Origin of the sequence: Falsiroseomonas sp. HW251 (assembly GCF_050563545.1) — a bacterium.
GTDB lineage: Bacteria > Pseudomonadota > Alphaproteobacteria > Acetobacterales > Acetobacteraceae > Falsiroseomonas.
On sequence record NZ_JBNXUM010000014.1, the window covers coordinates 1 to 20,148 of the forward strand.

The 20,148-nt window shown below is 70.5% G+C and carries 19 protein-coding genes and 1 pseudogene; 10 read left to right on the forward strand and 10 right to left on the reverse strand.

Annotation, left to right across the window (positions count from 1 at the left end; genetic code table 11):
• Positions 1 to 338 precede the first annotated feature (338 nt).
• From ACLF3M_RS17480 to holA, 5 genes are all read left to right on the forward strand, one after another.
• Positions 339 to 1,835, forward strand: a complete 1,497-nt coding sequence (locus tag ACLF3M_RS17480; RefSeq protein ID WP_430658244.1) for a porin — start codon at positions 339 to 341, stop codon at positions 1,833 to 1,835.
• Positions 1,836 to 2,024: 189 nt separating this feature from the next.
• Positions 2,025 to 2,609: a DUF3576 domain-containing protein gene (locus ACLF3M_RS17485; protein WP_430658245.1), complete on the forward strand. Its 585-nt coding sequence runs from the start codon at positions 2,025 to 2,027 to the stop codon at positions 2,607 to 2,609.
• A gap of 115 nt (positions 2,610 to 2,724) precedes the next feature.
• Positions 2,725 to 5,349 (forward strand): leucine--tRNA ligase, encoded by a 2,625-nt coding sequence (gene leuS / locus ACLF3M_RS17490; RefSeq protein ID WP_430658246.1) that lies wholly within the window; start codon positions 2,725 to 2,727, stop codon positions 5,347 to 5,349.
• Positions 5,342 to 6,046 (forward strand): LPS assembly lipoprotein LptE, encoded by a 705-nt coding sequence (gene lptE, locus ACLF3M_RS17495; protein ID WP_430658247.1) that lies wholly within the window; start codon positions 5,342 to 5,344, stop codon positions 6,044 to 6,046. The genes leuS and lptE overlap by 8 nt, the downstream gene beginning before the upstream one ends.
• Positions 6,047 to 6,216: 170 nt before the next feature.
• Entirely contained in the window at positions 6,217 to 7,230 is a 1,014-nt protein-coding gene (gene holA / locus ACLF3M_RS17500; protein ID WP_430658248.1) for a DNA polymerase III subunit delta, read from the forward strand.
• 117 nt (positions 7,231 to 7,347) lie between these two features.
• Here the strand turns inward: holA and ACLF3M_RS17505 are convergent, their stop codons facing one another.
• Genes ACLF3M_RS17505 through ACLF3M_RS17530 form a run of 6 tightly spaced genes read right to left on the reverse strand, consistent with a single transcriptional unit; the run spans position 7,348 to position 13,281 of the window.
• Complete coding sequence (locus ACLF3M_RS17505; protein WP_430658249.1) at positions 7,348 to 8,211, reverse strand: ParB/RepB/Spo0J family partition protein; 864 nt, start codon at positions 8,209 to 8,211, stop codon at positions 7,348 to 7,350.
• Complete coding sequence (locus ACLF3M_RS17510; protein WP_430658250.1) at positions 8,208 to 9,017, reverse strand: ParA family protein; 810 nt, start codon at positions 9,015 to 9,017, stop codon at positions 8,208 to 8,210. The genes ACLF3M_RS17505 and ACLF3M_RS17510 overlap by 4 nt, the downstream gene beginning before the upstream one ends.
• A complete protein-coding gene (gene rsmG / locus ACLF3M_RS17515) occupies positions 9,001 to 9,642 on the reverse strand; it encodes a 16S rRNA (guanine(527)-N(7))-methyltransferase RsmG (protein ID WP_430658251.1) in 642 nt (213 codons plus the stop codon). Before rsmG ends, ACLF3M_RS17510 begins: the two co-directional genes overlap by 17 nt.
• Positions 9,643 to 11,505, reverse strand: coding sequence for a tRNA uridine-5-carboxymethylaminomethyl(34) synthesis enzyme MnmG (gene mnmG / locus ACLF3M_RS17520; protein ID WP_430658431.1), 1,863 nt, complete (start codon positions 11,503 to 11,505; stop codon positions 9,643 to 9,645).
• Positions 11,506 to 11,534: 29 nt separating this feature from the next.
• A complete protein-coding gene (gene mnmE, locus ACLF3M_RS17525) occupies positions 11,535 to 12,860 on the reverse strand; it encodes a tRNA uridine-5-carboxymethylaminomethyl(34) synthesis GTPase MnmE (RefSeq protein ID WP_430658252.1) in 1,326 nt (441 codons plus the stop codon).
• Between the two features lie 43 nt (positions 12,861 to 12,903).
• A complete protein-coding gene (locus tag ACLF3M_RS17530) occupies positions 12,904 to 13,281 on the reverse strand; it encodes a (2Fe-2S) ferredoxin domain-containing protein (RefSeq protein WP_430658253.1) in 378 nt (125 codons plus the stop codon).
• A 156-nt stretch (positions 13,282 to 13,437) separates the two neighbouring features.
• On the opposite strand from ACLF3M_RS17530, the gene ACLF3M_RS17535 reads away from it, so the two are divergent.
• Entirely contained in the window at positions 13,438 to 13,965 is a 528-nt protein-coding gene (locus ACLF3M_RS17535; protein WP_430658254.1) for a methylated-DNA--[protein]-cysteine S-methyltransferase, read from the forward strand.
• On the forward strand, positions 13,962 to 14,936 hold the full coding sequence (locus ACLF3M_RS17540) for a quinone oxidoreductase family protein (RefSeq protein WP_430658255.1): 975 nt from the start codon (positions 13,962 to 13,964) through the stop codon (positions 14,934 to 14,936). Before ACLF3M_RS17535 ends, ACLF3M_RS17540 begins: the two co-directional genes overlap by 4 nt.
• 108 nt (positions 14,937 to 15,044) lie before the next feature.
• On the opposite strand, the gene ACLF3M_RS17545 is transcribed toward ACLF3M_RS17540, so the two are convergent.
• Both ACLF3M_RS17545 and ACLF3M_RS17550 read right to left on the reverse strand, forming a co-directional pair.
• Positions 15,045 to 15,788, reverse strand: coding sequence for an N-acetyltransferase family protein (locus ACLF3M_RS17545; RefSeq protein WP_430658256.1), 744 nt, complete (start codon positions 15,786 to 15,788; stop codon positions 15,045 to 15,047).
• Entirely contained in the window at positions 15,788 to 16,354 is a 567-nt protein-coding gene (locus ACLF3M_RS17550; RefSeq protein WP_430658257.1) for an HD domain-containing protein, read from the reverse strand. The genes ACLF3M_RS17545 and ACLF3M_RS17550 overlap by 1 nt, the downstream gene beginning before the upstream one ends.
• A gap of 408 nt (positions 16,355 to 16,762) precedes the next feature.
• Here ACLF3M_RS17550 and ACLF3M_RS17555 point away from each other — a divergent pair.
• From ACLF3M_RS17555 to ACLF3M_RS17565, 3 genes and pseudogenes are all read left to right on the forward strand, one after another.
• Positions 16,763 to 16,975 (forward strand): annotated as a pseudogene (locus ACLF3M_RS17555) (tetratricopeptide repeat protein); the annotation flags it as partial.
• 107 nt (positions 16,976 to 17,082) lie between these two features.
• Positions 17,083 to 17,808 carry a tetratricopeptide repeat protein gene (locus ACLF3M_RS17560; protein WP_430658432.1) on the forward strand — a complete coding sequence of 242 codons (726 nt, stop codon included), beginning with the start codon at positions 17,083 to 17,085 and terminating at the stop codon, positions 17,806 to 17,808.
• A gap of 75 nt (positions 17,809 to 17,883) precedes the next feature.
• Positions 17,884 to 18,273, forward strand: coding sequence for a tripartite tricarboxylate transporter substrate-binding protein (locus ACLF3M_RS17565; protein ID WP_430658258.1), 390 nt, complete (start codon positions 17,884 to 17,886; stop codon positions 18,271 to 18,273).
• A 144-nt stretch (positions 18,274 to 18,417) separates the two neighbouring features.
• On the opposite strand, the gene ACLF3M_RS17570 is transcribed toward ACLF3M_RS17565, so the two are convergent.
• Both ACLF3M_RS17570 and rho read right to left on the reverse strand, forming a co-directional pair.
• On the reverse strand, positions 18,418 to 18,711 hold the full coding sequence (locus ACLF3M_RS17570) for a hypothetical protein (protein ID WP_430658259.1): 294 nt from the start codon (positions 18,709 to 18,711) through the stop codon (positions 18,418 to 18,420).
• A 13-nt stretch (positions 18,712 to 18,724) separates the two neighbouring features.
• Positions 18,725 to 19,999, reverse strand: coding sequence for a transcription termination factor Rho (rho, locus tag ACLF3M_RS17575; protein WP_430658260.1), 1,275 nt, complete (start codon positions 19,997 to 19,999; stop codon positions 18,725 to 18,727).
• Positions 20,000 to 20,148 lie beyond the last annotated feature (149 nt).

Consider the following 20,148-nt stretch of genomic DNA (forward strand, 5'->3'; position numbering starts at 1 on the left):
GCTTGGTCGGCCGGCCGTGGCGCTGGGCGGGGTCGTTCCGGCCAGCGCCGGGCGCCTGCCGCGGGCGGGGCGGGGCGCGGCCGCGGGCCTGGCCGCCCTCGGTGGGCTGGTTGAAGGGCGGGCCTGAGGCCGCCGCATCACCCTGTGGCAACCCCGCCACACTGTCTCACCTAAGTCGCGGACCCGTGTTTCGGGCGATGGACGCCGCGTCATCCCACAGCCAATAGTGAGCGTGGGCCTGACTGCGGCTGGGGTTTTCCCCTGTCGCAGCACCTGTCGAGGGGGGCAGGCGGGCCAGAGCATGCCGGGGGCCACCCGGTACAGGAGGAGGTTACAGAATGCGCAACCTTTTGTTGGGGACGACGGCTGTCGTCGGCGCTGCGCTGATTGCGCTGCCCGTCGCCGCCCAGGCCCCTGCGGCCAGCGACCTGCCCGTTCTGCCGCGCGCGACGCTGTCGCTCGGGCCGGGCGTGACGGGTTCGCCGGGTCCGCTGGGCACCGGCCTGCAGATCCGCCTCGGCGGCTACATGAACACCTCGTTCATCTGGGCCTATGACAGCCTGGATCGCGCCCGCGGCAACCCGACCGGCGTGAACGGCGTGGGCAACCAGTCCCGCTCGCACAACGACTTCCGCAACGAGGTCGAGATCCACCTCAACGTGTCGGGCAAGGCGGCGAACGGCCTGTCCTACGGCGCGGTGGTCGAGATCCAGAACGACAACGTAGGCGGCGGCTCGGGCTCTGCGCTCGACCTCGACGAAGCCTACATGTTCGTCTCGTCCCCGACGCTCGGCACGATCCGCTTCGGTGAGGAAGACAGCGCCGCGGCCCTCATGCAGGTCCGTGCGCCGTCCATCGTGCAGTTCGGCCCGGACGGCAACTGGGACGTGGGCATCCTCGGCTCCCAGACGCAGACCGCCGGTAACCCGTCGCTGCTGACGGGCATCAACGACGGCAACGACGCGACGAAGGTCATCTACCTCTCGCCGCAGTTCTACGGCTTCGACGTCGGCTTCTCCTACGCCGCCAACAACGGCGAAGGCGACCGTCCCTTCCAGGGCCGCGCGGTTGACTTCATCGGCGCGGCCGGTGCGGTGATCGTGCCGTCGGCCACGCAGCGCGACCGCAACCAGAGCACGACGCAGATCAACAACGAGTTCTCGGCGGCGCTGCGCTATCGCGGCTCCTTCCAGAACGTCGGCGTTGCCGCGTCCTTCGTCGCCATGCGCGCCGACGCCGCCCGCTCCACCCTGTCCAACCAGACGGCGGCCGGTGTGGTTTCGGTCACGGCGGGCCCGAACCTGAGCGGCGGGCAGCGTCCGCCCGATGTGACGGCCTACTCGTTCGGCCTGAACCTGTCGGCCTACGGCTTCACCTTCGGCGGCGAGTACACCTGGGGCAACTACTCCGGCGTCTCCGTCGGCCGCGCGCCGCTGCAGAACAGCCCGAACGGCGACAAGCGCGACGCTTCCAGCCACTACATCCTGGGCCTGACCTACGTGACCGGCCCCTGGGCCTTCGGCACCTACTGGGGCCAGGGCACGCAGGACAACGGCAACTCCATCAGCGTGACCACCAACGGCGTTGCCGCCACCCTGCTGAACCCGGAAGACCGCAAGCAGTCCGCCTGGGGCTTCGGCGTGGCCTACACCCTGGCGCCGGGCCTGGAGCTGTTCGCGAACTACAACGTCGTGAACGACAAGAACGTCTACCTGCAGCCGCTCGCCACGGTGACGACTGCCGGCCAGGTGTCCAACGCGCCCGGCTCGGCCGCCAACACGGTCCAGAGCCGCAACTACCAGGGCCTGTTCCTCGGCACCCGCCTGTCGTTCTGATCCGACAGACGAGCCTGGGGCTCATTGGGGCGGCGGGGCAACCCGCCGCCCTTTCTCTTTTCCAGGGCCCCATTGCGCGGACGTGCCGGGGGTACGCCGGCGCCTCTTCCGGCCGGGCGCGGGTAAGGGTAAAGACCCTCACCCGGATGGGCGCCGACCCGGCGAGCCCGACGGCAGGACTGGCAGAGAATGATCGCTCGTGCTTGGGCGCCCCTGGCCCGGGGCCTTCTGATCGGCAGCCTTACCATCGTCGTGCTCGCGGGATGCAGCAGCGCGACCCAGGACAACGCCAATTTCCGCGTGCCCGGACAGGACGAGTACAATTCCGGCGCCGGGCGCGACCGCGTGCGCGGCCGGCTCGGCGGCACCGATGGCCTGTTGCTGTTCGGCACCGACCGCGCGTCCCGCACCACCGCGGCCGCGGATGCCGGCGGCGGCGGGATCGGGGTGAACGCCTTCCTCTGGCGCGCGACGCTGGACACGCTGTCCTTCATGCCGCTGTCCTCCGCCGATCCCTTCGGCGGCGTCGTGATCACGGACTGGTACACGCCGCCCGGCGTGACCGGGGAGCGCTTCCGCGCGACCGCCTACATCATGGGGCGCCAGCTCCGCTCCGACGGGGTGCGGGTGGTGATCTTCCGCCAGGAACAGCAGCGCAACGGCAACTGGGTGGACAGCCCGGTCTCCGCCGGCACGGCCGGAGAGCTGGAAGACCAGGTCCTGGCCCGCGCGCGGGAGCTGAGGTCCCAATCCACCGCGGCGGCGCGGTCGTAGAGGCAGTCCCGGTCCTGCAACGCGGGTCCGGCCGCGGCGGCTGGGCCCTGCGGCGATTTCGCCGAGCGCCGATCCGGTCTATGGCTAGGCCTTCAAGGCCTTGCATCGTAGCGACATGAACGACCAGCCCGACCGCGCGGCCCCCGCGCGCTATGATTTTGCGACAGCCGAGCCGCGCTGGCAGGCGGAATGGGATCGCCGCGCCTGCTTCGCCGTGCCCGACGTACCGCCGCCCGGCGCGCGCAAATACTACGTGCTCGAGATGTTCCCCTACCCTTCGGGCAAGATCCATATGGGGCACGTCCGCAACTACACGCTCGGCGACGTCGTCGCGCGCTACAAGCGGGCGCGCGGGCATCTCGTGATGCACCCCATGGGCTGGGACGCCTTCGGCCTGCCCGCGGAGAACGCGGCGCGGGAGCGCGGCGTGCATCCCGGGAAGTGGACCTACGACAACATCGCCAACATGCGGTCCGAGCTGCAGCGCATGGGCCTTTCGCTGGAATGGGCGCGGGAATTCGCGACCTGCGACGTCGGCTACTACGGCAAGCAGCAGAAGCTGTTCCTGGATTTCTGGAAGGCCGGCCTGGTCGAGCGCAAGGAAAGCTGGGTCAACTGGGACCCCGTGGACGGCACGGTGCTGGCGAACGAGCAGGTGATCGACGGCCGCGGCTGGCGGTCCGGCGCGCTTGTCGAGAAGAAGAAGCTCAGCCAGTGGTTCCTCAGCATCACGAAGTATGCGCCGGAGCTGCTGGAGGCGCTGGGCACGCTCGACCGCTGGCCCGAGCGCGTGAAGCTGATGCAGTCCAACTGGATCGGCCGCAGCGAGGGAGCGCGGGTCCGTTTCCGTCTGACCGACGCCGCGGCTGCCGGCGTGGACGAAGTCGAGGTGTTCACCACGCGGCCGGATACGCTGTTCGGCATGTCCTTCCTGGCCGTCGCCGCGGAGCATCCGCTGGCCGCGGCGGCGGCGGCGCGCGATCCCAAGGCGGCCGATTTCGTCGCCGAATGCCGCCGCATGGGCACGAGCGAGGCCGCGATCGAGCAGGCGGAGAAGCGCGGCTACGACACCGGCTTCCGCGTCGCGCATCCCTTCCTGCCGGGCGAGAGCTTCCCCGTCTGGATCGCGAACTTCGTGCTGATGGAATACGGCACCGGCGCGATCTTCGGCTGCCCCGCCCATGACGAGCGCGACTTCGAGTTCGCGACGAAGTACGGCCTGCCGATCCTGCCCGTCGTGCTGCCGCCCGGCGCCGATCCCGACAGCTTCGTGCTGGATGGCGAGGCCTATGTCGGCGACGGGACGATCTTCAACTCGGCCTTCCTGAACGGCCTCGACGTCGCAGCGGCCAAGCGGCGCGTGATCGAGGAGCTGGAGAAGACCGGCCAGGGCACCGGCGTGGTGAACTGGCGCCTGCGGGACTGGGGGATCAGCCGCCAGCGCTACTGGGGCTGCCCGATCCCCGTGATCCATTGCGAGGCCTGCGGTGCGGTGCCCGTGCCGGAGAAGAACCTGCCGGTGGAACTGCCGCAGGACGTGGATTTCTCGCGCCCGGGCAACCCGCTGGATCACCACCCCACGTGGAAGCACGTGAACTGCCCGTCCTGCGGCAAGCCCGCGCGGCGCGAGACCGACACCTGCGACACCTTCGTCGATTCGTCCTGGTACTTCGCGCGCTTCTGCTCACCGCGCGCGGAGGAGCCGGTGACGCGGGCGGCCGTGGATGCCTGGCTGCCGGTGGACCAGTATATCGGCGGCATCGAGCACGCGATCCTGCACCTGCTCTACAGCCGCTTCTTCACCCGCGCGATGAAGGCCTCCGGCCACCTGGATTGCGAGGAGCCCTTCGCCGGCCTCTTCACCCAGGGGATGGTGCAACACGAGAGCTACAAGGGCTCGGACGGGCGCTGGCTCTACCCCGAGGAAGTCGAGATCACGCAGGCCGCGGACGGGACGCGCATGGCGGTGGTGAAGGGCACGAACGAGCCGGCGGTCATCGGCCGCGTCGAGGCGATGTCGAAGTCCAAGCGCAACACCGTCGATCCCGGCGCCATCATCGGCAAATACGGCGCCGACACCGCGCGCTGGTTCATCCTGTCGGACAACCCGCCGGAGCGTGACATGGAGTGGACCGAGGCCGGCGTGGCCGGCGCCTTCCGCTTCACCCAGCGCCTCTGGCGACTGGCCAATGCCGCCGCGGCTGCGCTGCCGCCGCCCGATGCGCCGCAGGCCGATGGCGGCCCCGCGCGCAAGCTGCGCCAGGCGACGCACCGCACCATCGCCGCCGTGACCGAGGCGCTGGAGAGCTTCGCCTTCAACGTCGCCGTCGCGCGCATCCATGAGTTCGCCAATGCGATCGGAGAGGCAGAGGCGAATGCCGGTGCCGAGGGCATAGGCGCGGCGCGGCGCGAGGCGCTGGAGACGCTGGCGCGCCTTTCCGCCCCGATGATGCCGCACCTCGCGGAGGAGGTGTTCTCCACGCTCCGCCCCGGCGCCGGCCTGGTCGCCGAGATGCCCTGGCCCGAGGCCGATCCCGCGTTGCTGAAGGCGGAGACGGTGACGCTGGCGGTGCAGGTCCTGGGCAAGCTGCGCGCCACCATCGAGGTCGCGGTCGGCGAGAGCGAGGAGCGGATCTTCGCCCTGGCGGAAGCCGATGAGAACGTGCAGCGTGCGATCGGCGGCAAGCCCGTGAAGAAGCGCATCCATGTCCCGGGTCGTGTGGTCAACCTCGTTGTCTGAGAAGCTGGCACGGCGCAGTCTGCTGGCGGCGGCGCTCGCGCTGCCGGCCACGGGTTGCGGCTTTCGGCCGATCTACATGCAGGGCGGCAGCGAGGCGACGCCCGAGGACGCGAATGTCCGGGCGGAGCTGCGCCAGGTCAGCGTGCAGCTCGTGCCGGAACGCTTCGGCCAGCTGCTGCGGCGCGACCTTCAGTCGAAGCTCGGCACGCCAGGCGGCGTCGCCGGCGCGAAATGGGAGCTGCTGGTCGCGCCGAGCTTCGCGGTGGAGAGCCAGGGCATCCAGCGCGACGGCCAGGTCACGCGCGTGCGCTACATCGCCACCGCCAACTGGACGCTGGTCCGCGCCAACCCTCGCGAGGCCGTGGCCAACGGCTTCGAGCGCACGATCGACGCCTTCAACGTGCAGCCCAACCAGTTCTTCGCCTCGGACATGGCGAACGACGCGACGCAGCGCCGGCTGTCGCAACAGCTCGCGGGCGAGATCGTGGAGCGGCTGGCGATGCGCTTCCGCACCCGCCGCGACGACGCGCCGCCGACGCTGATCGCGCCGGTCGAGCCGCCGCCCGCCATGCCCGATCCCGTGATGTCGCCGCGTCCGATGACGCCGACCCCGGGCGCCGGCGTCGAGGGCGCCGGCGGCGGCGGGCTTCAGGGCGGCATCGGCGCCCCCGCCGGCGTGATGAGCCCGCTGCGGTGAGGGTGGCGGGGTTGCGCCAACCCCCACCCCGACCCTCCCCCGCAAGCGGGAGAGGGAGCGGCTGCGCCATCTTCCCTCTCCTGCTTGCGGCGGGGGGAGGAGCCCACGCGGAGCGTGGGCGAGTGGAGGTGTGCGCAACAGCCCCCGACACTCGCCTGCCCGCCTGACGCATGGCCAAGCTGGACGCACGCCGCGTCGCCGGGGTTCTGGCCGATCCCGGCCCCTTCCGCGCGGTGCTGCTGCATGGCGACGATGCCGGCCTGGTGCGGGAACGCGCCGAGTCCCTCGTCCGCGCCGTGATGGGCGGGAAGACGGACGACCCCTTCCGCATGGCCGAGCTGACGCGCGAGGAAGCGGCGAAGCCCGGCGTGCTGGCGGGCGAGGCCTCGGCGCTGGCGATGACCGGCGGGCGCCGCGTGGTGCGGCTGCGCGAGGCGACCGATGCCCACGCGACCGCGCTGAAGGACGCGCTGGCGACGCCCGGCGAGGCGCTGATGGTGCTGGAAGGCGGGGAGCTCACGGCGCGATCCAAGCTGCGGGTGCTGGCCGAGGCCGCGTCGGACGTCGCGGTGATCGCCTGCTACCGCGAGCGGGGCGAGGAGCTGGCCCGGACGCTCGGCGCGATGTTCCGCGAGGAAGGCGTGCAGGCCGACCCGGCCGCGCTGTCCTGGCTGGCGGCCAGGCTCGGCGAGGACCGCATGCAGACCAGGCGCGAGGTCGAAAAGATCGCGCTCTATGTCGGCGCCGGCGGCAAGGTGGACGAGGACGCCGCGCTGGCCTGCGCGCCGGAAGGGGCGCTGGGCGACCTGGACGAGGCGTTGATGGCGGCGACGGCGGGCGATCCGGCTGCGGCCGACCGCGCACTCGTGGCGGCCTTCTCGGAGGGTGCTAACCCCGTGCAGGTCATCCGCTCCGCGCTGCGGCACCTGCAGCGGCTGCACGAGGCCGCGGTGGCGGGCGGCGATGCCGGCGTGTTGCGGCCGCCGGTCTTCTTCCGCCACAAGCCGGCCTTCGACCGAGCGCTGCGCCTGTGGTCGCCGGGCGCGCTAGAGGCCGTGGGAAATGCCCTGCTGGAAGCGGAGAAGCGGACCAAGACGACGGCGTACAGGGAGTCAGACGTGACGATCGCACGGGCCGCGCTCGCCGCAATCGCGCGTCAGGCGGCGGCGCTGACGCAGCGGTAGACCAGTGATTTCAGCATCTGGCGATGAAAGCCAAAGACAGGAATTTTTCCTGGTATAGGTGTCTTCTTTCGGATAATCCGACAACACCATTCCATAATCTCGGAATCGTTCCGACCATCAGCCCGTGCCGAGCAGCAGCCGGATCACGCCGTCGAGCTGGTCGAGGTCGCGGTAATGGATGACGACCTCGCCGCCCTTACCCTGCGTCTTGACCGCGACCTTCAGGCCCAGCCGCTCGATCAATTGCCGTTCCAGCGCGGCGATGTCGGGGTCGCGGCCGGCGCGCTCAGCCTTGCCCTGGCGGGGATGGGATTGCGCGGCGGCCAGCGCCTCCGCCTGGCGGACGTTCAGGCTGCGGGCGACGATCTGCGCGGCGAGGCGGCCGGGATCTTTGGCGCCGACCAGGGTGCGGGCGTGGCCGGCGGTCAGCGCACCGTTGCGGACGAGGTCGCGGATCTCCGGCGGCAGGCCGAGCAGGCGGAGCGTGTTGGCGACGTGGCTGCGGCTCTTGCCAACGGCCTGGCCCAGGGCTTCCTGGGTGAGGCCGAATTCGTCGAGGAGGCGGCGATATCCCTCGGCCTCCTCCATGGCATTGAGGTCCTGGCGCTGCAGGTTCTCGACCAGGCCGGCGGCCATGGCCTCCCGGTCGCCGAAGTCGCGGACGATGACCGGGACTTGGTGGAGCTGCGCGACCTGCGCGGCGCGCCAGCGGCGCTCGCCGCCAATGATCTCGTAGGTTTCCGTCGCACCTGGCTTAGGGCGGGCGAGAATGGGCTGGAGGATGCCGTTCTCGCGGATCGAGACGGCGAGTTCCTCGAGGCTCGCCTTGTCCATGGCGCCGCGGGGCTGGAAGGGGCCGGGCTCGAGCTGCTCGATCGGCAAGGTGCGAAGCGCCGACTCCTCGGGCGCCGCCGGCGCGTCGGGGATCAGGGCGGAGAGGCCGCGGCCAAGCCGAGGCGGCGCTTTCTTCGTGCTGCTCATCGGGCGGGGACGCGGGCGCGCTCCCTCTTCAGGAATTCAGCCGCGAGCTTGATGTGGGCCTGCGCGCCTGGCGAACGGAAATCGTAGAGAAGGACGGGCAGGCCATGCGAGGGAGCCTCGCTGACCCGGACGTTGCGGGGGATCACGGTCTCATAGACCTTGTCCTTGAAGAATCCTCGGACGTCGTTGGCGACGAGTTCCGACAGGTTGTTCCGCCGGTCCACCATGGTCAGCACGATGCCGTCGAGCGCGAGCCGCGGGTTCAGGGCGCGCCGGACGCGGTCGATGGTGCGGGTGATCTGGCTGATCCCTTCCAGCGCGAAGAACTCGGTCTGGAGCGGGACGATGACGCCCTGGGCGGCGACGAGCGCGTTCAGCGTAATCAGGCCGAGCGAGGGCGGGCAGTCCAGGAAAACGAAGTCGAAGCCTGACAGCACCTCGGCGCCGGCCTTCAGGCCGGCGGCCAGCCGGCGCTCGCGGTCCTCGAGGCCGACGAGCTCAACCTCGGCGCCAGCGAGGTCGGGGTCGGCGGGCAGGATGGAGAGGTTCGGGATGGCGGTCGGGCGGACGAGGTCGGCGAGCTTTCCGTCCTCGACCAGCAGGGCGTAGCTGCCGGCGGCGCGGTCCTGCCGCGCGATCCCGAGGCCGGTGGAGGCATTGCCCTGGGGATCGAGGTCGATGAGCAGGACTCGGTAATCCGCCGCGAGGGCAGTCGCGAGGTTGATGGCGGTCGTCGTCTTGCCGACGCCGCCCTTCTGGTTGGCGAAGGCCAGGATCCGCGTGTCGCGGTCAGGCGTCGGGGCCACGGAGCTCGCTCAGGCGGAAGATGGTGGAGGAAGGGTCGGTCCGACTGGCGAACCGCTCGACCTGCAGATGCCAGTGGGGAAGGGCATCGGTCAACTCGGCCTCGGCGGTGCGACCCTTCGGGAAGATCGCGACTCCGCCGGGGGCGAGGAATTTCGCGGCATGGGGGAGGAGGACGATCAGCGGGGCCAAGGCGCGGGCGGTGATGGCGGCGAGAGGGGGAAGCGCCGCGTTCTCGATGCGGGTGGGGTGGACGCGGACGTGGCTCAACCCGAGTCGCGCGGCGGCCTCGGTCAGGAAGGCGGCCTTTCGGCGGTCGGATTCGATCAGGTGGGTCTCGCGGCCCGTCGCGATGGCCAGCACCAGGCCGGGGAAGCCGGCGCCGGAGCCGAGATCGGCAATTGGGCCGGTACCCCGTGGGATCAGCGGAGCGAGTTGCAGCGAATCAGCGATGTGGCGGATGCGGATTGCCTCTGCGTCGCGCTCGGCGACGAGGTTGATCCGGGCGTTCCAGCGCAGCAGCAGGTCGAGGAAGGTGTCGAGCCGAGCCGCCTTGTCGGGTGTGAGGTCGGGCGGAGGGGGTAGGGGCTGTCGCGCAGCGTCCCCGTCTCGTTTCACGTGAAACACTCAACCCGCGGCATTGTCGCGGCGCAGATGCACGGCGAGGGCCGCGATCGCCGCGGGCGTGATGCCCGGAATGCGGCCGGCGCTGCCGAGGGTGGCGGGGCGCGTCTTCGACAGGCGATGCTGCATCTCCCGCGACAGGCCGGGGATTGCCGAAAAGTCGATCCCGTCGGGGATGGCCAGGCGCTCCTCCCGCTCGATCATGCGGCGTTCGGCCTCCTGGCGGCGGAGATAGGGGGCGTAGAGGGCCTCGGCTTCCAGCTGGACCGCGACGTCGGGCGGCAGGTCGGCGAGCCAGGGGAAGAGGGCAGCAGCAGCGGCGATGGTAGCCTCGGGCAGGGCGAGCACCTCCAGCACGCTGCGGTGGCGGCCGTCCTGGCGGATGGGGATCCCAGCGGCGGCAATGCGGCTGGGACTGGCCGTCTCCTGGGCGGCGCGGGACAGGACAACGGCGACGGATTCGGCGAAGGCGCGGTGGCGCCGGCCGCGCTCCGCCCCGACGACGCCCCAGGCGATACCGCGATCGGTCAGGCGTAGCCCGGCATTGTCGGCGCGAAGGCTCAACCGGTGCTCGGCGCGCGCAGTCAACATGCGGTAGGGCTCGGAGACGCCGTGCAGGACCAGGTCGTCCACTAGCACGCCGATATAGGCCTCCGCCCGTCCGAGCACCCGGTCGGGCGCGGCACCGGCGGCGCGGGCGGCGGCATTGATCCCGGCCATGATCCCTTGCGCGGCGGCTTCCTCGTAGCCCGTCGTGCCGTTGACCTGGCCGGCCAGGAACAGGCGCTTCACCGTCCTGACTTCCAGCGCCGGGGTCAGGGCGCGCGGGTCCACGTGATCGTACTCGATGGCGTAGCCCGGCCGGATGATACGGGCACGCTCTAGTCCGGGGATGGAGGCTATCAGCGCCGCCTGGATGTCTGCCGGCAGGCTGGTCGAGATGCCGTTGGGATAGACTGTGGCGTCGTCCAGCCCCTCGGGCTCCAGGAAGACCTGGTGGCGTTCCCGGTCGGCGAAGCGCACGACCTTGTCCTCGATCGAGGGGCAGTAGCGCGGGCCGACACCCTGGATCCGGCCGCCATAGACAGCGGTGCGGTGCAGGTTCGCCCGGATCAGGGCGTGGGTGGCCGGGGTGGTCCAGGTGATCCGGCACTCGACCTGAGGGTTGGTGATGCGTTCGGTCAGCCAGGACATCGGCTCCGGCTGGTCGTCGCCGGGCTGGGGTTCCAGAGCGTCCCAGTCGATGGTCCGGCCGTCCAGCCGTGGCGGGGTGCCGGTCTTCAGGCGCGCCAGCGGCAGGTCGAGCCGCTCCAACGCGAGCGCCAAGCCGACGGAGGGGGCCTCGCCGCGCCGGCCGGCAGGGGTGCGTTCTTCGCCCAGATGGATCTCGCCACGCAGGAAGGTGCCGGTGGTGATGACCAGCGCGCCGCAGGGGATGCGCCTTCCGGTCGCCGTGATCACCGCCGCGACAGCGCCGCCTGTGTCGAGCTCCAGCTCCTCCGCCGTGTCGGCCAGGATGTCGAGCCCGACCTGCTCCGCCACCAGGCGCTGCATCGCGGCGCGATAGAGCTTCCGGTCGGCCTGGGCCCGGGGGCCGCGGACGGCCGGCCCCTTGGAGCGATTGAGCTGCTTGACGTGGATGGCCGCGGCATCGGCGGCACGGGCCATCAGCCCGTCCAGCGCGTCGATCTCCCGCACCAGATGGCCTTTGCCGATGCCGCCGATGGCGGGGTTGCAGGACATCTCGCCGATGGTCTCTACGCGATGGGTCAGCAGCAGGGTGCGCGCGCCGCAGCGCGCAGCGGCCGCGGCTGCCTCGCAGCCGGCATGCCCACCGCCCACCACCACCACGTCATACGTCGCCATCGCGTTCATCGCGCGGGCATATAGGCCCGCTACTTGCCGATGCAGAAGTCGCGAAAGACGACGTCCAGAATATCCTCGACGCCGACACGCCCGGTCAGGCGGCCGAGCGCCGAGACTGCGCTGCGATATGCCTCTGCGGCGAGTTCGGGCAGGGCGGCCTGGCCGGCCTCGACGAGCCACGAAACGGCCTCGGTCAAGGCCGCACGATGACGGGCGCGGGTGAGGGCAGGGGCGTCGGTCAGCCCCGCCCGGCTGGCAGCGAGCCCGACCAGGGCCGCCTTCAGCGCGTCGAGTCCTACCCCGGTCGGCGCCGCCGTCGCTAGCACGGGCCGGCCGAGCAGCGTCGCCGGCGGTGGTGCTAGGTCCGACTTGGTGGCGATCAGCACCGCGTCCGGGCGCGCTTCCGCCAGGGACAGGGTCTCGGCATCCGGCGGCGCGTCGGCGGGGAAGACGGCCAGCACCAGGTCGGCCTGGTTGCCCCGCGCCCGCGCCCGCCGGATCCCCTCGCGCTCGATCTCGTCTCCAGAGGCCCGCAGCCCCGCCGTATCCGCCAGCACCGCGGGCACGCCGCCGAGATCGAGCCTAACCTCCACCACGTCCCGTGTCGTGCCGGGGATCGCGGAGACGATCGCGGCCTCCCGCCCGATCAGCGCGTTCAGCAGGGTGGACTTGCCGGCATTCGGCGCGCCGAGGATGGCAATTGACAGGCCTTCGCGCAGCCTTTCCCCGCGCCCGCCATCGTCGAGGTGCTTGCCGATCTCCGCCGCCAAGCCGGCCGCCGCGACCCGCGCCCGCTCCGCCAGGTCGCTCGGCAGGTCGTCCAAATCGAATTCGATCGCCGCTTCCTGATGCGCCAGCAAGCGCGTCGCCCGCTCCGTCCAGCCCTGGTAGAGCCGGGCCAGCGCACCATCCGTCTGCCTCAAGGCCTGGCGGCGCTGCGCCGGCGTCTCCGCCGCAATAAGGTCGGCGATTGCCTCGGCCTGGGTGAGATCGAGCCGGCCGTGCAGGAAGGCGCGGCGCGTGAACTCGCCGGGTTCGGCAGGCCGGCAGCCCAGATCGGCCAGTTCCTCCGCCACGCCGGCCAGCACCGCGCTGCCACCATGGATGTGCAGTTCCGCTGCGTCCTCGCCGGTGAAACTGCCCGGCCCGGGGAACCAGAGGACCAGCGCCTCGTCCAGAACTTCGCCGTCCGCTGCCCGCAGCCTGCGAAGGCTGGCGACCCGCGGCGCCGGGACGCGTCCCACCAGCGCTTCGAGCATGGCCCGCGTCCCCGGCCCCGACACCCGCAGCACGGCGATCGCGGCCTGGCCAGCACCCGAAGCCTTGGCAAAGATGGTGTCGTGCGTACCGCTCATGCAAACAGGACAGGGCGGTGTTTCACGTGAAACGAGCCCACCGTCAGACCTTGGGCGGCAGCACGTCCCGCTCACTCAGCATCAACTCCCTCGCGCGCCCACCCTCCACCAGATGCGCTTGCAGGATCCGGTCCACATCTGCCCGGCTCTTGGGGCTGTACCAGACGCCTTCGGGGTAGATCACCATCGTCGGCCCGAACTCGCAGCGGTCCAGACACCCCGCCGAGTTGATCCGCACGCCGACGAGACCGAGCTCCTTTGCCCGCGCCTTCATGTAGTCCCGCAGCTCCTCGCTCCCCTTGGCCGCGCAGGAGCCACGGCGGTGCCCGTCTGGCCGCCGGTTGCAGCAGACAAAGACATGCGCCTGGAAACAGGGAGGCGGATCGGCCGTCTCGGTCGAGGGCAGAGGGGCATCGGTCACGCTAAGACTCCGGGCAAGGCTGTCGCGTTCATCTAGCGACGCCCCCCGGACGCCGCCAGGGCAGCTGCGGGCCCGGGCATATTTGTGCGCGCTGCCGCACCTCCGACTTGACGCCAGCCCGCTTGTTGTGGCGCATGGCGCGCCCTGGACCGCCACATGCCGCAACACTCCTGCCTCACCCCGCTCGGCGAGGTGACCATCTCCGAAGAGGACGGCGCCATCGTCGCCCTGGACTGGGGCCGCGGCCGCGACCAGGACCGCACCCGACTGCTCGATCGCGCCATCGCACAGCTCCAGGACTACTTCGACGGCAAGCGGGCGGCCTTCGACCTGCCGCTCTCCCCGCACGGCACCGACTTCCAGCGCCGCGTCTGGGACGCGCTGCGTGCCATCCCCGTCGGCGAAACCCGCAGCTATGGTGATCTCGCCAAGGCGCTGAACAGCGCCGCCCGGGCCATCGGCCAGGCCAACGGCGCCAACCCGATCCCGATCCTGATCCCCTGCCACCGCGTCCTCGCCGCCCGTGGCGCGCTCGGCGGCTACTCCGGGGGCGACGGCCCGCCGACCAAGCTATGGCTGCTGCAGCACGAGCGTGCCATGACAGCCGCCGGCAGCGGTCCGGCGCAATCCGAGCTTCCGCTCAGTCCGGCACGCGCCGGCCATCCAGGAACCACGACCCCATGAACCACGCGATCCGCGTCCATGAATACGGTGGCCCGGAGGCCCTGGTGTGGGAGGAAGTGCCCCTGCCCGCGCCCAAGCCAGGCGAGGCGCTGGTCCGCCACAAGGCCGTCGGCCTCAACTACATCGACGTCTACTTCCGCACCGGTCTCTACAAGGCGCCGGCCCTGCCCGCCACCATCGGGATGGAGGGTGCAGGCGTGGTCGAGGCGGTCGGCGAGGGAGTGACCGAGGTCGCAGTCGGCGACCGCGTGGCCTACGCCACCCCCCCGATCGGCGCCTATGCCGAGGCCCGGACGATCAAGGCCGATCGCCTGGTGAAGATCCCGGCCGGCATCTCGGACGAGCAGGCCGCGGCGATGATGCTGCAGGGCATGACCGCCTGCTTCCTGCTGACCCGCACCTTCAAGGTGCAGCCCGGCCAGACGATCCTGGTCCATGCGGCGGCCGGCGGCGTCGGGCTGATCATGGTGCAATGGGCCAAGGCGCTCGGCGCCACCGTGATCGGCAGCGTCGGCAGCGAGGCCAAGGCCGACCTGGTCAAGGCGCACGGCGCGGATCACGTCGTGATCGGCACCGAGACCCTGCCCGCCCGCGTGAAGGAGATCACCGGCGGCGCCATGCTGCCCGTCGTCTTCGACAGCGTCGGGCGCGACACCTTCATGACCTCGCTGGATTGCCTCGCGCCCTTCGGGACGATGGTGTCCTATGGCAATGCTTCGGGCCCGGTTTCGGTGCCTGACATCGGCATCCTGGCCGCCAAGGGCTCGCTCTACCTGACCCGCCCGACGCTTGCGACCTACACCGCCAAGCGCGAGGACCTGGAGTCCTGCGCCAACGCGCTCTTTGACGTGGTCGCCAGTGGCAAGGTGAAGATCAACGTCAACCAGCGCTTCGCCCTGAAGGACGCCGCCGAGGCCCACCGCGCCCTCGAGGCCCGCAAGACCACCGGCAGCACCATCCTGCTGCCCTGACTTTCCTTCCCCTCTCCCCCTCAGGGGGAGAGACTGGGCGAGGGGGGCCCGCCCACGTGAATGGCAGCCCTGATCGACGTTGGGCCGACCACGTCGACGCTGCACCCATCACCCCGGCACGAAGTACCGGTACCGATACCGCTCGGTCAGCCCGAGCCCCGAGTTCAGCGTCAGCGACGCCACGTTCCTGCAGGCGACCTGAGCATAGGCCCAGCGCGCCCCCTGCGACCGCGCCCAGGCGCCAGCCGCCGACATCACCCGGCTGCCGAGTCCCCGCCGGCGGAATTCCTGCCGCACCGCCAGGTCGAACAGCCCCGCCAGCACGCCATCCGCGGTCGCGAAGGCGCAGGCCGCCGGCTCGCCCTGCACCCGCAGCAGCACCCAGCCTGCCGGCACCCCGAGCAGCTCCGGCATCCGCGCCTTCTCGGCCTGCCGCGCGGGCACTTGGTGCTCGCCGGCTGCCATCACGGCGGTCCAGTCAGGCGCCGGGCCCGACAGCACCTCGCAGTCCGGATCCTCCCGGAACCGCTCCCCGAGTTCGCCGAAGATGACCTGGCTCTCGTCATGGGCGCGGTAGCCGCGGGCCTCCAGCGCCGGCGCCAACCCCGGCGGGTCGAGCGGCGTCGAGCGGAACCGCGGCGTCAACCCCGCCCGCCGGTAGAACGCCTCGATCCGCCCGATCCGCTCCGCGAGGTCGGGATCCGGCGAAGGATCCAGCGGGCAGGCCGCGTTCGCCCGACCCGTCCCGCCCGCAAAGCTCCGCACCACAAAGCCTCCGTCGAAGGCGACCCGCGGCGAGGGCACGGCGCTCAGCGTCGCCCGCTCGATGTCCAGGATGGTCGGCAGCCCCATCACGCCTCTTCCGCCAGCTTCGCCATGGCGCCGCGATAGGTTGCCTCGAACAGCGCGTCGAGCGCGGGGTTCACCCCCTTCAGCCCGACGGCGACGCGCCCGGCCCAGCCGACATACTCGACACGGCGCGCATGCTCCCAGTTCGCCGGCGGCGCTGCCGTGATCGCGCGCAGGTTCGAGATCTTGTCCGCGAGCTTCAGCATCTTCGCCGCATCCGACTTCTTCGGCGCGTTCCGCACCTGCAGCGCCTTGCGCGTCTCCTTGGGCAACGACTTGTCGTCCGTCGCCTCGGCCACGATCGCCGCGACCGCCGCGCCGAACTCGGCGACGAGGCGCTCATGCGTGATGGGATCGGGGTCCTGGTCGCTGTCCTCGACGGTGTCGTGCAGCAGCCCCGCGAGGATCGCCTCCTCCGGGGCACCGTGCTCGGCCAGGATCTGCGCGACCTCCAGTACATGGTTCACATAGGGCTCGGCCGCGGCGCCCTTGCGCTTGTGCGTGGCATGCACGCGCGCCGCGAAGACCGCGGCGCGCAGGACCCTGGCTTCCTGTGTGGGTGAGGACATCCGTGCGTCGTTCTCCGCTTCCGTCATTCTGCCGCCGACCGGCCGCCGCTGCCCAGCACCGGCCGCGCTTCGAAGCGGCCTCGGGTCCGGTGGCGACCCTCGGCGACCTGACCGCACGCTATGCGGCGCTGGGCCGTGTGGCAGGCGCCGCGCGCTGCACCGAGCCGGAGGCGCGTGGCCGCGGCGCGCCGATTGCCGACAGGTCCGCCCAGCGATAGCACCACCGCGCTCAGCCACGGCTTAGCGACGTCTTGCCGGTCCGGTATCGGTCGTTCAACCTGATGTTGCAACGTCCGGGATGGCCGCATGCGATCGGTGTTGATCCCCCTCGCCTTCATGGTGCCGGCCATTGCTGCAGCGCAGCCAATGGAGGCAGGTGGTGCATCTCGCCTCTGCCGGCTCAACAGCATGGCAGCCGCCAACCAGGCTGCGGTCAGCGGCTGTCGCCTTTTGCTGCGGGATGACCGCTCGACACGGGATCAGCAGCTCGTGTCGCTGAACAACCGCGGCCTGGACAGGCTCGAGGCCGGAGATCCCGAAGGCGCCATCGAGAATTTCAGCCAAGCCAGTCAGCTCGATCCGCGTTTCGCCCTCGCCTACAATAACCGGGGGGTCGCACGTCACGCCATTGGCGATGATTACGGCGCCCTTGGCGACTTCAGCGAGGCGGTTCGCCTTAATCCCGGCTATGGCACTGCCTTCTTCAACCGCGCGAAGCTTCGGCGGACATGGGCGACCTCGCCGGCGCCATCATCGACTATTCCCTGGCGATCCAGGCCGAACCCGACGCCGCCATCGCGTATTCGGCCCGCGGCAGCGTGCGCCAGCAGACCGGGGACGTTGCGGGTGCAGTGGGTGACCACAACGAGGCGGTCCGCCTCGGTCCGGGTCAACCGACCTTCCTCTTCAACCGCGGGGCGCTCCGGCAGGCCATGGGCGATGCGAACGGAGCATTGTCCGACTACAACGCGGCGATCCGTCTGGACGGGGCCTACGTCCCGCCGCTCGTGAACCGCGCTATCATCCGCCAGGGACAGGGCGATGTGGCAGGCGCGCTTTCGGACTACGACAACGCGATCAGATTGGACCCCCGTAACGCGCAAGCGCTCGCGAATCGATCCCAGTTGCGACGAGCCATGCGTGACGAGGCCGGGGCGAATGCCGACTTAACCGCGGCTATCGCCTTTGCAGCGCCCGGCTATGGCTCGCCGTTCGCCGCCCGTGCCGATGTCGCACTGCAGCGCGGGGACGTGGCATCAGCCGCGGCCGACATCTTCGAAGCGCTGCGGCGCCAGCCTAGCCTGCCACTCGGGCTCTCGTTACGCGCGGTGCTACGGCAGCGGCAGGGCGATGTAACGGGAGCAAATGCGGATTGGGCCGCTGCAAGGCGTGCCGATCCCGCGACGGCGCAGCGGATCGCGCAACGCTACGGCGCGATGACGACGTCGCGCTGACGGACGTCGGTTGGTCCTGGTGGGGGCCGGCTCGCCTTTGCCTTCGGCGGCACGGGCACCTAGCCGCACTGGGCGATGCTGGCCTTGCAGCGCGCCGCGGGCGTGGAGTTCAATTCCGTGCCGTTCCGCGGCGACCCGCTCATCGTGACCGCGCTGCTTGGTGGCGCGGTGCCACTAGGCGTCCAGGGGCTGGGGAGCCGCGTGCCCGCGCTGATGGCCTTCACGCCGGAGCGGCTGCCGGAACTGCCGGACGTGCCGACCGCCACCGGGCTTGGCTGGCCCGTGGTGGAGCAGCAATTCGGCGGGCTTATCGCGCCGGCCGGCCTGCCCGACGAGGTCGTGCGGCGGCTGGAAAGCAAATGCGCTGTCGCAATCCGGGATCCCCGCATCTCGGACACGCTGCGCACCGCGGGCTTCGCAGCGGTGCTGCGCTGGCGGCCGATGCGAAGGCTAAGCGCGGGCTGATCCCGCTGGCCCGGCTTGGGCAGCAGTAGAAGGGCAGCGCGAACCGCAACCCTCCCGCGCTTCGCGCGGGTCCCACCCCTCCCTCGCAAGCGGGAGAGGGATCGAAAGCGCCGAGCTCTCCCTCTGGTCGGAGTGGGGGTTGCACTACCTCGTCAGCAACGCCGCGACAATTGCCTCGCGCTCTTCATCCAGCGCGCCCGACGCCACCGGCTTGCGCGCCCGCCGATACCAATATCCTGCATTCGCGGCGTCGCCCTCGATCCGGTGCAGATGCGCGTGCACCCAGTCGCAATCCGCCTCGCCCTCGTGGCCCTGCACCGCCGCATGCGCGCAATCCCACTCGTCGCGCGCGGCGTGCCAGAGCGCCACCAGCGCTGGCGCCAACCCCTCGGGCGGCGCCGCGCCGGCCAGCGATTCGCGAAACGCGGTTGGCGTCACGCGGCGAACACCCTCAGGTGTTCATCGCATCGAAGAAGTCCTGGTTGGTCTTGCTGTACTTCAGCTTCTCCAGCAGGAACTCCATCGCGTCCTGCGTGCCCATCGGGTTCAGGATGCGGCGCAGCACCCACATCTTGGACAGCGAACCGCGATCCACCAGCAGTTCCTCCTTGCGGGTGCCGGACTTGGTGATGTCGATGGCGGGGAAGACGCGCTTGTCCGAGAGCTTCCGGTCCAGGATGATCTCGGAGTTGCCGGTGCCCTTGAACTCTTCGAAAATCACCTCGTCCATGCGGCTGCCGGTGTCGATCAGGGCCGTCGCGATGATGGTCAGCGACCCGCCTTCCTCGATGTTGCGCGCCGCGCCGAAGAAGCGCTTCGGGCGCTGCAGCGCGTTCGCGTCCACGCCGCCCGTCAGCACCTTGCCCGACGACGGCACGACGGAGTTGTAGGCGCGACCCAGCCGCGTGATGGAATCCAGCAGGATGACCACGTCGCGCTTGTGCTCGACCAGGCGCTTCGCCTTCTCCAGCACCATCTCGGTGACCTGCACGTGGCGCGTCGCCGGCTCGTCGAAGGTGGACGCCACGACCTCGCCGCGCACGGTGCGCGCCATGTCGGTGACTTCCTCCGGCCGCTCGTCGATCAGCAGCACGATGAGGAAGACCTCGGGGTGGTTCGCGCTGATGGACTTCGCGATGTTCTGCATCATCACGGTCTTGCCGGTGCGCGGCGGGGCGACGATCAGTGCGCGCTGCCCCATGCCGATCGGCGAGATCAGGTCGATGACGCGATGCGTGTTGTCCTTGGTCGGCCCCTTGGCGACGGATTCGACCTCGGGGTTCTCCATCTTGAGCCGCCGCGTCGGATAGAGCGCGGTGAGGTTGTCGAAGTTGATGCGGTGGCGCAGCGCCTCGGGCGGCTGGAAGTTGACGTTGTCCACCTTGAGCAGCGCGAAGTAGCGCTCGCCGTCCTTCGGCGCGCGGATCTGGCCTTCCACCGTGTCGCCGGTGCGCAGGCCGAAGCGGCGCACCTGGGCGGGGGAGACGTAGATGTCGTCGGGGCCAGGGAGGTAGTTGGCCTGCGGGCTGCGCAGGAAGCCGAAGCCGTCGGAGAGGATCTCGAGCGTGCCGTCGCCGTAGATCGCCTGCTCGTTGTCCGCCAACGTCTTGAGGATGGCGAACATGATGTCCTGCTTGCGAAGCGAGGACGCGTTCTCGACGCCGACCTCCTCGGCGAAGGCGAGCAGGTCGGCCGGTGACTTGGCCTTGAGTTCGGATAGGTGCATGGGCCGTTGCGTCCGTGCTGCGCACCGTGCACGGCGCGCGATAGTCGAAGGGGAGGGAACCCCGGCAGCGGCGGACCCGTGAGGGCCCTGTTCCGTGCCGCGCGTCCCGGTTCTCGGGCTCAAAACGCGGCGCCAGGGATGGTGAGGGA

Bases quoted from the DNA above. Each gene is read 5' to 3' on its own strand.
- ACLF3M_RS17535 (WP_430658254.1), top strand. From the start codon at position 13,438: ATGCCGCAACACTCCTGCCTCACCCCGCTCGGCGAGGTGACCATCTCC.
- mnmG (WP_430658431.1), bottom strand. From the start codon at position 11,505: ATGGCGACGTATGACGTGGTGGTGGTGGGCGGTGGGCATGCCGGCTGC.
- ACLF3M_RS17560 (WP_430658432.1), top strand. From the start codon at position 17,083: ATGGGCGACCTCGCCGGCGCCATCATCGACTATTCCCTGGCGATCCAG.
- ACLF3M_RS17505 (WP_430658249.1), bottom strand. From the start codon at position 8,211: ATGAGCAGCACGAAGAAAGCGCCGCCTCGGCTTGGCCGCGGCCTCTCC.
- ACLF3M_RS17485 (WP_430658245.1), top strand. From the start codon at position 2,025: ATGATCGCTCGTGCTTGGGCGCCCCTGGCCCGGGGCCTTCTGATCGGC.
- ACLF3M_RS17540 (WP_430658255.1), top strand. From the start codon at position 13,962: ATGAACCACGCGATCCGCGTCCATGAATACGGTGGCCCGGAGGCCCTG.
- ACLF3M_RS17480 (WP_430658244.1), top strand. From the start codon at position 339: ATGCGCAACCTTTTGTTGGGGACGACGGCTGTCGTCGGCGCTGCGCTG.
- holA (WP_430658248.1), top strand. From the start codon at position 6,217: ATGGCCAAGCTGGACGCACGCCGCGTCGCCGGGGTTCTGGCCGATCCC.
- mnmE (WP_430658252.1), bottom strand. From the start codon at position 12,860: ATGAGCGGTACGCACGACACCATCTTTGCCAAGGCTTCGGGTGCTGGC.
- ACLF3M_RS17565 (WP_430658258.1), top strand. From the start codon at position 17,884: ATGCTGGCCTTGCAGCGCGCCGCGGGCGTGGAGTTCAATTCCGTGCCG.
- ACLF3M_RS17545 (WP_430658256.1), bottom strand. From the start codon at position 15,788: ATGGGGCTGCCGACCATCCTGGACATCGAGCGGGCGACGCTGAGCGCC.
- ACLF3M_RS17550 (WP_430658257.1), bottom strand. From the start codon at position 16,354: ATGTCCTCACCCACACAGGAAGCCAGGGTCCTGCGCGCCGCGGTCTTC.
- leuS (WP_430658246.1), top strand. From the start codon at position 2,725: ATGAACGACCAGCCCGACCGCGCGGCCCCCGCGCGCTATGATTTTGCG.
- rho (WP_430658260.1), bottom strand. From the start codon at position 19,999: ATGCACCTATCCGAACTCAAGGCCAAGTCACCGGCCGACCTGCTCGCC.